Annotated in this window: 7 protein-coding genes and 1 pseudogene; all 8 read right to left on the bottom strand. The window is 44.4% G+C overall.

Going from position 1 to position 12757, the window contains the following annotated elements; translation table 11 throughout:
- Positions 1 to 117: 117 nt before the first annotated feature.
- A complete protein-coding gene (locus MRBLPE1_RS15355) occupies positions 118 to 1578 on the bottom strand; it encodes a glycoside hydrolase family 30 protein (RefSeq protein ID WP_364146623.1) in 1461 nt (486 codons plus the stop codon).
- A gap of 245 nt (positions 1579 to 1823) precedes the next feature.
- On the bottom strand, positions 1824 to 4529 hold the full coding sequence (locus MRBLPE1_RS15350; RefSeq protein WP_364146621.1) for a beta-glucosidase: 2706 nt from the start codon (positions 4527 to 4529) through the stop codon (positions 1824 to 1826).
- A gap of 402 nt (positions 4530 to 4931) precedes the next feature.
- A complete protein-coding gene (locus tag MRBLPE1_RS15345) occupies positions 4932 to 6128 on the bottom strand; it encodes a Ger(x)C family spore germination protein (protein WP_364146619.1) in 1197 nt (398 codons plus the stop codon).
- A pseudogene (locus MRBLPE1_RS15340) lies at positions 6125 to 7721 on the bottom strand (spore germination protein). The gene MRBLPE1_RS15345 and the pseudogene MRBLPE1_RS15340 overlap by 4 nt, the downstream one beginning before the upstream one ends.
- The gene (locus MRBLPE1_RS15335; protein ID WP_364146617.1) at positions 7718 to 8848 is read right to left on the bottom strand and encodes a GerAB/ArcD/ProY family transporter; all 1131 of its coding nucleotides are present in this window, start codon (positions 8846 to 8848) and stop codon (positions 7718 to 7720) included. Before MRBLPE1_RS15335 ends, MRBLPE1_RS15340 begins: the two are co-directional and overlap by 4 nt.
- Before the next feature lie 14 nt (positions 8849 to 8862).
- The gene (locus tag MRBLPE1_RS15330; protein ID WP_364146616.1) at positions 8863 to 9078 is read right to left on the bottom strand and encodes a hypothetical protein; all 216 of its coding nucleotides are present in this window, start codon (positions 9076 to 9078) and stop codon (positions 8863 to 8865) included.
- A gap of 283 nt (positions 9079 to 9361) precedes the next feature.
- Positions 9362 to 11125 carry a Rieske (2Fe-2S) protein gene (locus MRBLPE1_RS15325; protein ID WP_364146614.1) on the bottom strand — a complete coding sequence of 588 codons (1764 nt, stop codon included), beginning with the start codon at positions 11123 to 11125 and terminating at the stop codon, positions 9362 to 9364.
- A gap of 333 nt (positions 11126 to 11458) precedes the next feature.
- Positions 11459 to 12628, bottom strand: a complete 1170-nt coding sequence (locus MRBLPE1_RS15320) for an MFS transporter (protein WP_364146612.1) — start codon at positions 12626 to 12628, stop codon at positions 11459 to 11461.
- Between the last annotated feature and the right edge of the window lie 129 nt (positions 12629 to 12757).

Below are 12757 nucleotides of genomic sequence, written 5' to 3'. Positions count from 1 at the left end.
CTTAGAATTACCTTATAGTTTTCTGGGATTTATTATTAAACGAAAAGACCGTCAGATAACGGCCCTTAAGTTTGCGTATATCAGAGATGTTGTACCCGAGAACTCGAATCCGCCTTTTCAATCGACAGAGGAATTCCACCGGAATGTAACCGCCGATTGGGAAGGCAGGGTGTAAGCGAACGATTTAGCTTTCCAGCGTACATTGAATGAAGTGGCTTCGGGGCCGGTATTCACCGCGATCAGCACAATAGACCCGTCCGGATTTTCATACGCCACAGTCTCAATACTTCCATCATCATTTGTGGAGTCGATCCGCGTCGCTCCGGACAAGACGAATTTACTGCTGTGACCGATCGCAAAATATTCCACGTTTTTCGTCACTGCGCCGTTTTTCGGATCAACGGTGACTACGCCTCGACAATTCCCGCAACCTCCATTTTTGGGCCCCCCGTCGGGATCAAGGGCAATATTCCATAATAGTACGGACTTTGCCCAATTCCGGGGCGCACCGATAATGAGATTGGACATGAACCAGCTTAGATTATCGCCGAAGTCGGTACTCCACTCTCCCCCGCTGCACTCGGTGAAATAAACATGTTTACTAGGAAAAGCACGGTGAACACTCGTCATCGCATCGGATGTTCCGCCGTAACAATGAAAGGCGGTACCGTCGATATACTGGCTTGCGCCGCTGTCACTGAGCACCTGCCCGGTGTAACTCACCCCTTTGTCCCAATTGTGGTCGAAGGCGATAATTTTAGCAGGAATTCTATTCCTGGTAAAAGCGGGACCCAAATATTCGCGGATAAACATTGCTTGTTCGGGAGCGCTCATGTTCATGCTCGGATAATCCGGGGTGGAAAACTCCGGTTCGTTCTGGACGGTAATGGCATAGATCGGGATGCCATTTTGGGCAAAAGCATGGATATATCGGACAAAATAATTAGCATATGTTTCATAAATACGCGGATCCATATAATTCAAATACCAGCCGTTATAGGTTTGAGAGCCGTATTTCATCCAGGGCGGTGCCGTCCATGGCGTACCGAGCACTTTGATGCTTTTATTTTTGTCCACCGCCGCCTTCAGCAGGCGAATGACCTCCTTGTCTTTCTCAATCGAAAAATGCTGCAGTTCGTAGTCCGTCCCTGAAGGAATATCGTCATACGTATAGCTGCTTGGATTACCGTATTGATCCACTGAATAATCTGACGCCCCTATGGTGTGGCGAATAAAATTCAAGCCGATTCCTCGACTCGTAAATAAATCTTCTATCAAAGCGTCCCGCCCAGCAGACGACATTTTTTGGTTAATCAAATAGGCGGAAGAACCCGTGACCGCCGCGCCAAAACCGTCCATCGTCTGATATCGGACATCCGGGTTTACATCGATGACCTGTAAGGAGTTTCCGTTATCGTCAGCAAACACGGCTGAAGCTTGCGGCGATAACAAATGGGACCGGTCCTCCGTGGTTAACCAAACCTCTGCTTTATATTCGGGAACGGTATTACGATTAACGAGAATGATCAACAGTCCGATTACGAATATAGTGAGAATCCATCCTGTCCGATGGCGCATCTTTTGTTCCTCCATTGAGATTAATTTCATCCCCTTTGGCTCATTCGCTTTGCCAGACAAAATATGATCCGCCTGTTGTCCGCTACAGTTCTGCGAAGCTGTTTTAAAAAAATTTCCCCACAATTATTATTGTGGGGAAAAGCTCAATCTTCTGAAACGAGGGTCCTCAATAAAACGTGGTGCTGGGAATTCTGGCTGAGTTTAATTCGTCTGATTTGTTTTTGCGTCCGCGATATTTTTTTCTCTTATTTTGCATTGCTCACTTCATTGAAGTTTTTGCTAATATCACCGGAAACCGTAATCGAACCTTCCAAGCGAATATCTGTGGAAGAACTACCTACATAGATGGGTACTTCACCGGAAGGCATTACCCATTTATTTGTAGCTTCATCAAAATAAGAGAACGATTTAGGATCAAGTTTGATGGTTACTTTTGTTTGTTTGCCCGGCTCTAATTCAACCTTTTGGAAACCGGCCAATTGTTTCGGAGCAGTGTCTACTTCTGTAGGCAGTTTCCCTGCGTACACTTGCACGACCTCAGAACCTTTTACTTTCCCTGTATTTCTAAGGTTTAATGTTACTTCAAAAGCAGGTTCGTCCGAGTTTTTCGTAGAAGAAACTTTTGCTTTTAAGTTCTTATAATCAAAGCTTGTATAAGAAAGACCATGTCCAAATGAGTATGCTGGTTGAATGCCATTTTTCTCATAACCGCGGTATCCGACAAAGACGCCTTCCAAATATTTTGATTCATCGAAGCCATATGCGCCGTCAAAGGATGTCGGTGTTTCATTAACATTCACCGGGAAAGTTACAGGCAGTTTGCCGGACGGGTTCACATCCCCGAATAATACATCGGCAATCGCATTCCCTTGTTCATCCCCCGGGTACCAAGCTTGAATAATGCCGGCAACGTCATCTTTCCAGTTCATTTCAACCGGATTACCAGTTTCATTGACAACAACAACGTTTTTATTGGCTTTGGCAACTTCTCTGATCAGTTGGCTTTGGTTATTCGGAAGTTTCATATCGGCACGGTCGATCGTGCCCTCGCTTTGATAATCTCTTGTTACGATTACGGCGACATCGGATTTTTTCGCCAACTCAACCGCTGCAGCAATATTACTGTCTACAACATCATCCGCAGGTTTCCAGCCGAAACGCAGCTTGGATTCTTTGTCGCGTCCTGGGCCAGTTTCCATAGGATAATCTGATTTGAAATCAATCTGAATCGGATATTCTTTACCAGCTTCTAAGGTTACCGTTTTTTCTACAGTGTTAAGCGTTTGTCCCGCATTGTCGATAACCAGATTTCCATCGATATACACTTTGCTGGAACCAAGGCTGGTCGTGGAAAGCGTGTAATCACCTGTTTTTGGAACATGGATTACCCCGGTATATCGAATTGAATTGTTCGACGTGACGTTCCAAGGAAGCTTGCCGATTTTAGGTGAATTCGCGTTCAATCCATCATAGTTATAGAAGCCAAGCTGCAAGTTCGGTTGTTTTACCACATTTTCATGTACCGGGTTTCCTTCCATTCTGTCATTATCCCAGTAAACTGCTTTTAGACCTTGCTCATTTGAATCTGCAGATGGGGATAAGAAAGCGGATGGAACAGGCTCTGGGCCAGGCACAAGATCTCCTGCGCCAATAGGATCTGTTCCTGGAAGATATTCTACTTTGATATCTCTTCCTGCACGGTTTTTAATCCCTTCAAGCGGGCTCACTCCATTGGAAGCAAGGACAATGGAACTTCCGCCGCCTTGCGCGGAAGTATTATCCGCATCCGGTCCGATAACAGCAATAGATTTGATTTTATCGGTTTTGAACGGCAAGACATTATCCTTGTTTTGAAGAAGAACCATCGATTGAGCAGCGATTTCTCTGGAAACTGCCCGGTGTGCTACTGTGTCGATTTCATTATTTTGTACAGGATGGTCAAATAATCCTTTATCAAACATTTGATATAAAATACGATATGCGGCTTCGTTTACTCTAGCTTCAGTGACTTCACCGTTTTTAACGGCTTCCACCAATTGATTGCCCCAATGACCCCAAGGTGCCCCGGGCATTTCAATATCCAAACCAGCATTAATGGAACCTGCAGTCGTTTTCGAAGCATAGTAATCACTCTGAACAAAGCCTTTAAAGCCCAAATTGTCTCTCAACAGCTTGTTCATTAAATCTCCATTCTCACAAGCAAATACAGAGTTTAACTTGTTAAAGGAGCACATGACACTTGCTACGTCAGCATTATTAATGAGATTTGTGTAAGGTCTTGCATAGATTTCGTTTAGGGCCCGATTACTGACTTCGACATTATATTCGAAACGGTTCAATTCCTGATTGTTGGCCACAAAATGTTTTGCGGTTGCCATTACAGGGTAGCTTTGGATCCCTTTTGTATAATTTTCACCAAGTACGCCAGCCAGTAACGGGTCTTCACCGAGACCTTCAAAGTTTCTTGCGCCGATAGGAGTTCTGGCAATATCCACGGCAGGCCCGAGCATGCCATTGTGGGTTGTATTAAAAGCCTCATTCCCCATTACATCCCCGTATTCTTTAGCAATTGCCGGGTTCCAGGTTGCAGCCAGTCCAATCGTGGCCGGCATATTAGTCACTTGTCTGCCTCTCAAATTCGGATTCTGAATACGAATGCCGAGCGTTGCATCTGCCAATCGCAATTCAGGAATACCGTATTTGTCTAAGCCTTTATTGTAGAATGCGGCAGCTTCTGGTATATTATCACCGGTAATAAATTCGACTTTGTCTTCTAATGTCATTACGTTAAGCAGCAGCTGAGTACGTTGTTCAGCTGAAAGGGATGTATTCATCCAAGGACGGTCCTGATCGCTAGCAGCCAAAACGGCGGAACTGAACGGCGAGACGACTAAAGCAAAAATAACGGTTAGCATAAGAAGACGTACAAAAGAAAACGACGACACTTTCATTATTTATTCCTCCTCGAGTATAATTCTGACTAAACTTTGGCCAAATACCTTTTTTTCACTCTTTGGGCCCCCTTTTGAAAATAGTTCTAGCTTACAGAATATAACGTTACCGTTTATTCAGATGATATGTAATACAAAAATTCAACTAGTCATGTTTAAAATTTCAACAACATCAATAAGGCGATATGCTTCTCCAGAATTGTTCCCGCCCAGACTTTGCACCATGACGACCGCACCCATCGCGAAGATTGTGAGAAAAAGCTGACTTAAACATCGCATATAAATCAGTGAGGTATCCCCATTAGGATACCTGCATGATTCGTGATACTCGCTTCCCAGCGGCAGAAAGGCAGGTGCCTATCGAAACAACACCCGCAGCCGAGGCAAGGGACAGTATGTCCCTTATTTCGTTTCATCAAAAAAAGAGTTTGTGATCAAACCACCATGTCGGATTTTGACCTCAACATCAACTTGGATATCCGCTCTTGTAAATTCTTCATCCCAATCATCGCGGACCTTTTTAAATTGATCGAAATGCTGCCGCTCCATTTCTTCGCCAAAACCAAAAATATCGACCCCGTAACTCTTTTGCACTTTGTGGATCGTACCTTCAACCATTTTATTAATGTAATCATTTGTTTTCTTCTCCAATGCCTGATAGGTTGCGATCTTCGTTGTATCCTCTTTACATTGATAAGACTCAATACGACCCTCCATACGAAGGCGAACCTTAATATGAGGCTTTTCATTTACATAACGGGCCTTTATCCCGGTATGTGAATGGTAGACCGTCACGATGAATTTCTTTTTATTGCCGCATGACTGCGTAATATTTGTAGTTTTTAATTGGTCTTGCGTCCATAAGTAGCTTCGTATATCTGTTAGGGGTACAAATCCCAGCAGTTTTTCTTTTTTAAAAATACCCATTCCGATAATTTCCAAAATCGCAGGCGGCTTTATTTTTCTGTCAGCCTCCATTGTCCCCCCTTCTTCTATGGGCCCTCTAACGGTCACAGCCGCCATAACCGGCTGACGCCCATTGGATATCATGTCTGCAATGACTGTTTTCAGCATCACATCGGGGTACATCCCCCAATCGCTTTGTCCGCTCTCAAGTTGGCTGCTGAGTTTTTTACTTGCTACCGTATCAATTGGAAAGGCAATACCAAGTATATCTCGAGCTTGAGCCCCCTTTGCCAAAAAGACTTTGGCAGTATCCCTAATCTCCCTGCTTGCTTGAAGGTATTTTAAAAATTCGAGCGTTCCTTCCCGTGCCAAGGCTTCGCCGATGACAATGATCCGCGTATGGGTATATACAAGCCTTCGAGAAAGCCCGACATTCATTTTATTGCTTAGCTCCGCGATGGAGTCGCCTTCTAAGCTATAGAGAATGCTGGGCGAATTTCCACTTGTTTTTTTCACTGAAAATTCGGAAGGGCTCGATAATTCAACGGTAAATTGATACATATGTTGTTTCCCTTTATCGATCGCAATGCCGGTAACAAGGCCGATTTCATTCAGCTCCAAGTTGTCCCAGCATCCCGTTTGCATCAATAAGATTATGGCCAGGCAGACGAAGCGTATTAAGAAGAGTCTCATGAAGCCCCCCCCTTCTGTTGTGGAGGAGAAGGTACCTTCGCGTGGTTGGTCTTGTTCGGAGTTTTCGATTGCAGATAACTTGGCCTCTTTTTGTTCGACCAGATCGGAAAACGGAAAAAAACATCGTCCATATCTTCAACAATGAACGGAGCTATCGGGGCCAGATACGGAACGCCGAAAGAGCGGAGGCTAGCCAAATGTCCAATGATGACGACAGCACCTAATAATACGCCATATAAACCCAGAAATGCTCCAAAGAGGAGCATTAATAATTTTAAAAGCCGTGAAACAGCGGCAAAGTTGTAAATGGGTGCGACATAACTGCAGATGCCAGTTAGTGCAACTACAATGACCATCGCATTTGAAATAATTCCGGCTGATACCGCCGCCTCACCAATAACCAAAGCACCGACAATCGATACCGTTTGGCCGATCGTACGCGGCAACCTTGCACCGGCTTCGCGCAATATTTCAAAAGTAGCTTCCATCATCAGGGCTTCCAATACAGCGGGAAACGGCACACCTTCTCGCTGGGCCATCAAACTCATTAATAAGTCGGTTGGGATCATTTCTATGAAAAGTTGTTACACTGACATATATAGCAGGAAGAAATACAGCAATTAGATAAGCGACGTAGCGAATCATCCTTATGAATGAACTGATCCAAAATTGATGGGAATAATCTTCCGATACTTGAAAAAAATCGGTAATTACATTCGGAATAAGAAGAGCAAATGGGGTTCCATCGACAATTACCACTACTTTTCCTTCTACCAAATTGGCTGCCACACTATCAGGTCTTTCCGTGTTGTATACCGTTGGAAAAGGCGTCCACTTATTATCGGAAAGAAATTCTTCGATGTTACCTGATTCAATGATGGCACTTGTTCTGATCGCTGACAATCGTTTGCGAACTTCATCCACTATTTCATCGTTGGCAATTCCTTCTATGAAACCAATGTTTACGGCCGTGCAAGTATCTTTTCCAATGGTAAACGATTCGAATCGGAGGTTCGGATTTTTGACTCTTCGCCGAATCAAGCTGATATTCGTTCCAAGTGATTCCGTGAAACCATCTTTCGGGCCACGCACAACGGATTGCGTCGTCGGTTCGGAAATCGATCTCATTTCAATGCCGTTTATTTTAATAGCTAACAGCTTTGGAATATGTTTGATGAGCAGAACGACATAGCCCGACAAAATGGACCATACCGCCTCATGTTCATAATAGGCATACTGAAAGCCAATCCCAGCGAAAACTTCTTTGCGATAACACTCTAAATCATTTTCATCTACAATTTGTTTTGGCTGTTGCGAAGCTAATGCGAGTGGTTTCATTACTTGTTCGACAATCAATTTAGAATCGGTCATGCTTTCCAAATAGAAGATTAGTCCCTCCTGGTCACCGATGTGAACCGACTCAGAGCGAAAGTCTGTCGAATCACCGAATATGCCTTGAAAGCGGGTTTTATTCTGGTTTAGGTTGTCCGTGCTTATAGACTCAGATTGCCCCTTCGTAATGAGTTCAGAACTTGTTGTTCGTTGTTCATGACTATGATTCTTTGATGGTGTAAACCATTGTAAAAAATTCATTCGTCGCTCCCTCTTTTCCGAACAGGAAATCTGTTTCTTTGTTTCAGTCTTACCACAAGGAAGGTTAGCAGCGGAATATAAATTTGAAAAGGCATGTGGACGTATGGCGGTAGTATTTTAAACCCTTTCACCATTAGCTCCGCAATATTTTCCGCATGTACAATTGAAGTAAACGCAACAATCATGCTCATGGGAACTACGAAAGGACGGTAAGGTAAGCGAAAGACATACTCCAAACCCTTTAGGCCGATAAAATTAAAGACACAAATTTTAAGCATGATTCCAATCATCATCAGGAATACAACAACTGCATCAATCCGCTCAAAAAAATGAGCAAAGGAAACAAGCCTTGAGATAAACATCAGTGGAAAAGGATAACGGCTCCTAGCCTCGAAGCCCATGACGGATATTTGCAAAAAAACAGTAAAAATGATAATGAAGCTACCTGTGGCCAATGCCGCCATCCCGACCTTGCGTGCATAAGAAAAATGACTTGTGCTCGCCATCAGAACAGTCAAAATAATCGTAACTTCTCCAATTGGGAAGCTAAGAAGAGTAGGAAATATAGCTTTCATGATCGGTTGGATCCCTTCAGCTAATACCGGCTGCACATTACGCAGATCCACTTCTCCGATTACCAGTAGCAATAAGGCGAGGAGAAAAATAAACATAACCATATATGGGAACAACACCTCGGCAACACGCGCAATTACCTCTAATCCAAGATAAAGAAGATAGGAAACAACGAACATCATGACAATAGCGATGACTTCAGAAGGGGTGTTGGGTAGAATCGCGACTCCCATCAAGTCAACAAAATCACGCATAACAAAAGCAGAAAGGTAAAAGAAGTAAACTGAATATGCAATGGTCAATCCAACCGTTACAATCCTTCCATAAGAAACTTCGAAAATGTCAAAGAGGTTTTTACCCGGAAAACGTGATAGCAGGGAATGGAATATCCATAGGAGGATAAAACCAGGTATTGATGCAATGAATACTGCAAACCAGGCATCACGTTTTGCATCGCTACCGATGTTCATGACGATCGCGTCACCCATTTCAAAGATTACGGTTAACACAAACAACTGCCATAACGATATCTTTTCTTTCCACTGCCCCTGCATAACGACCCTCACTTCTACTTCTCAGGCGAATTCAGTTTATTTTTTGAAAGGCGGATGTCATTTACTACACTAAAAACCAACCCTATCCCGCATGCTATAAATATCATCGCTCTTTCTGCTAATAACCCTTGTAACGATTGGATTATGTCTGACTTAGAGGAAGCCATATCGATCCCCGTAATTACAGCAACCATGATAAAAAGAATCATGAAGAAAGCGAATGTAACCATGAGATTTCCACCTGCCAAATGTGTTATTTCATTTTAATGTATCCAAAATTCATGCTTTTACCCGCACTATCTTAAATTGCACAAGAAGCATGTTCAGCAACTCTATATACTATCGAAGTCTTGTCCGAAAACTACTTGTCTTGAAACAAAATAAGCCGTATCCCAAATTGGAAACGGCTTGGAGCTTAATAAAATGAGCAGGCCACCGCAGTGCCTGCTCATCTGTGTATGTTATATAACTATCATGTCCCTCTTAGTTCAACGATTAACTGATAACTATCTGCTAGTCTTCTTCAAACAACCGTTCGCCTTTATGCAGCCTCCAGGCAATTTTAGCCGTATGCGGGAGCTCTCGTGCGGTTGGCGCATGTGCCGCCAAATATCGGGTGCAAGCTAGCAGCATCGTTTCCTTGGCCTTCTCCGCTAAAGAACCTGCTGCCGCTTGCCAGCGGTCATATTCGGCCACTGCTGCCTCAAACATTTGGAAAGAATGGAATTCCGCATCCTCCCGCAACAGCGCATGGCCAAGCGTGTTAAGCAGCGCCCCCGGCTCACCACCGCCATGAATGTAGTCCACCACCCATTGCGCGGCCGGTCCGACCTGCTGTCGCAGATCGAGCAAATCGAGCAACTCCTGATGGTTGGCCGGCGCGGTGGAGCCGGAAGGCTTCGGACGCGCAGCTGCCGGCACGTTTAAGAAACGATCAAGATATACGCTGACGGCTCCGTGAAAAATCGCCCGCTGCAGCAGCGGCTCATCCGATTGCAGCAGCCTTTCATGCACGGCGTGAGCATAAGTGAACGTATGGAGCACTGCAATCCAATCGCCGAAATCGTTCTGCGTATGGAAACGAACGATCCGTTCCGCGGCCGCCAAAGCAACGAGCTGTGCCAATTGTGCCGGAGCTGTTCCCGCGATGAGCAAGTCGCGCAGCAAAGCTATCGTCTGCTCTGGCGTATCGCTCAGCAGCTGCTTCAGCAGCTGCTCTTCCGTATCAGCAGACAGCCGCACATCCGTTGACCCGCCGGCGGGCTTCGCCTGCGCCGCATTCTGCTCCAGTTCGTTAACCGCTTGTTTGATCGGCTCTACGAGGTTCAGCGGCGCCTGCCACTGGTGTAGCTCCTCGCTCCGTGTCGGACGAGCCATCATTGGCACGAGTGAAGTTAAAATCTGTTTCTTTTGCGACACCTCCGCCCACTCCAGCGCCTCAAAAGCTTTGCTGTGGAAATCGAACACATGCCCGCCGTCCAAGTAAAAGTGATCGGTTGCGGCGACAAGCATCATATCCGACAACCGCTTCGTGTCAATGCCTTTCAAAATGGCGGTGATCAGCACTTTCTCAGCGCCCTGTGTATCCCGCACCTCTATGCAGCTGCGATACCACTCGGTCAACCGTTCGAACGGCACGTCCGCCGAAGGCAGAGCCGACAGCAAGTGGCGGGTTCCTCTGCCCGAGCTGCCTCGAGCGACATGGACAAGGCCTTGGTACAAGGCGAGTATTTTACCGTTCTTATCCAGCTTGTCAACGCTTTGCGCCATCGCAGTAAGAATCGTAAGTCCGGCGTTCCAGCCCGTTCCATAGGTCGTTCCGAATTCGATGCCAATGCGGGCGATGTCCTGCTCCGGCACTCCCGCTTCGATCAGTCCGACGACCGCTTTCGCGATGACGATGCCGATATTTTGCTCGAGTCCTTCTTTCAGTTTATGCTGATATTTTGCCGCGCCTCTCGCACTTCTAGGAACCGGATTTACCCACACTTCGCCGCCGTCGACTCGCACCTCATACGACGGAACATCGTCCGCCCACGGATCAAGAGTACCGCCACTGCAGACGTCAAACCGGGCATGATGCCAATGACACGTCAAAATCCCGTCGCACAAGCTCCCCATATGGAGAGGAAAGCCTAAATGCGGGCAGCGGTTGTCCACCGCGTATACATGGTCTTCATGGTAAAAAACAGCGATACCGCCTCGTATAACCTTTGCGCTTTCTTCTTTAAGCGCTTCCAAACTGCCTGCTGAAATCCAGTTTAAACTTACACTCATCCATACATCCTCCTTTATTTTTTCAAGCTGCACTCCAAAGTACAACAATCGTATCCGGTCAGAACCCACTGCGTTCTTTCCATATTTTTATAATACCTTAATTCCCCGGCCATGGAATTAATTAGTTTGGTCAATCACCATGGAAAAGATTTTTGAAGCTTCGCTGCGGATAAGGCTATCCGCCGGGGCAAATAGATTTCCTTGTTTGCCGATCATGAATCCTATTTTTGAATGCTGTTCACGCGAGGCTCCATGCAACGATGTCCTTTGACAGCAAGCTTTTCGACAGATGCAAAAAAAGATCTCCCTAAAAATCTAGAGAGACCTAAGCAGTTACGAGAATTGTTTTTTTGGGTTATACATGGAATTCCTTAGAAAAATAGATACAGAACTTAATATCAAAAATAGAATTCCCCCAAAAACAACGTATTGTATGCCTATTCCTGATATAAATAATCCACATACACTTGTACCAATTGTTACTCCTAAGTTAGCGGATGATAAAAATAATCCATTGGCGAAATCAGGAGCTTCTTGAGCTGCAGATGTAATCCAATATTGATTAATATTAGCTCCTATACCAGCCACTATTCCCCAAAGCAAAATAATTAAGGCCATCGGTACACTGAACTGTCCTATTAAGAATAATACGATATAAACTGCTCCTAATGCGAAAGGAAAAGCTACTACAGTTTTGACGGCGTTTTTAGTAAGCAGCTTCCCCGCGATAATGTTTCCAATAATATTTGCCGCACCGAATATTAGTAACATCAAACTAATTGTGTTCCAAGAAATCTTGGTAATGATTTCTAGATATTCTGCAAGGAAACTATAAACCCCGAATACTGCTCCATTCATTAAAATAACACCGGCAATGGAAAGCCAAGTAATTGATTTTTTTAATACGCTTAGTTGTGCTCCATAAGAAAGTCTTTCCGTAACAGGCATAGATGGTACAAATAGGAGTGTGGCAATGAATACTAAAACATTCACGATAGCAAAGAAATACATTGCCATTCCTAACGAAGTCGCACTCGCAATTAAGCTGGTGACAGGTACACCAAGTACCATCCCTGCAGATACTCCAATAAATACCTTTGATACGGCTTTTGGTGCATCTTCCTTGCTAACTGACGTGGCAGCTACTGTAAAAGCCATTGAAACATAAATCGGGTGAAAGAAGGCTGGAACCACACGAGCAATTAATAATATTGTAAAGTTTGATGTTATTGCAGAGACAATGTTACCCAGAATAAAAATACCGAGTACAAGTAACATTACCTTCTTACGATTTATGCCCGAAAACAATAAAGGCAATGTTGGACCAGATATTGCAACAGCAAGTGCAAAGAGGCTCACTATCAACCCCGCTTTGGTTATACTGACATTAAAGTTATCAGCAATTAATGGCAGTATCCCAATAACGCCCATTTCGGTATTTAGAATACCAAAAACCCCAAAAGTCAATATCAATATAAGCAAATTATTTCGTCTAGCTATCATAATTAAACTCCTTACTTTATTTCTTATTTTAAAGATCTAATATGTTGCGAAATGTATTTCGATAATAAATCATTGGATACACCACTTGTTCCATGTAACTATTCTGCACAATTTTACCTTCCATATTCG

Source organism: Paenibacillus sp. LPE1-1-1.1 (assembly GCF_040676435.1).
Lineage (GTDB): Bacteria > Bacillota > Bacilli > Paenibacillales > Paenibacillaceae > Pristimantibacillus.
The sequence above is the reverse complement of the archived record's forward strand: the minus strand, read 5'-3'. Positions and strand labels throughout refer to the sequence as shown.